At 34.9% G+C, this 275-nt stretch carries 1 protein-coding gene; it reads right to left on the reverse strand.

Annotated elements, in window-relative coordinates; genetic code table 11:
* A partial coding sequence (spoIIIAF, locus tag RYX56_RS22195; RefSeq protein ID WP_317124096.1) for a stage III sporulation protein AF occupies window positions 1-156 on the reverse strand: 156 nt, incomplete at its 3' end.
* Window positions 157-275 lie beyond the last annotated feature (119 nt).

Below are 275 nucleotides of genomic sequence, written 5' to 3' on the forward strand. Positions count from 1 at the left end.
TTTGAAAATCGGGGTAAGAATAATGGCAATTAACAACAGTCCCATCACCATTTTTGTATATTTCTGCATACTTGAATTTGGTAGCAACATATCAATAACCGTGGCTAACAGAATAAACAGTATAATATTCGTTACCCACTCTATTAAAAAATCCATATTGTAAGCCCCCTATCTCATCATCATGGTTAGGTTTCCAGCTGCTACAATGACGGTAATACTTAAAAAGAACATGAATGAGACAATCCCAAGTGCTGCGAATACATAAATAACACTCT

The organism is Alkalihalophilus lindianensis (assembly GCF_032843265.1).
Taxonomy (GTDB): Bacteria; Bacillota; Bacilli; order Bacillales; family Bacillaceae_D; genus Alkalihalophilus; species Alkalihalophilus lindianensis.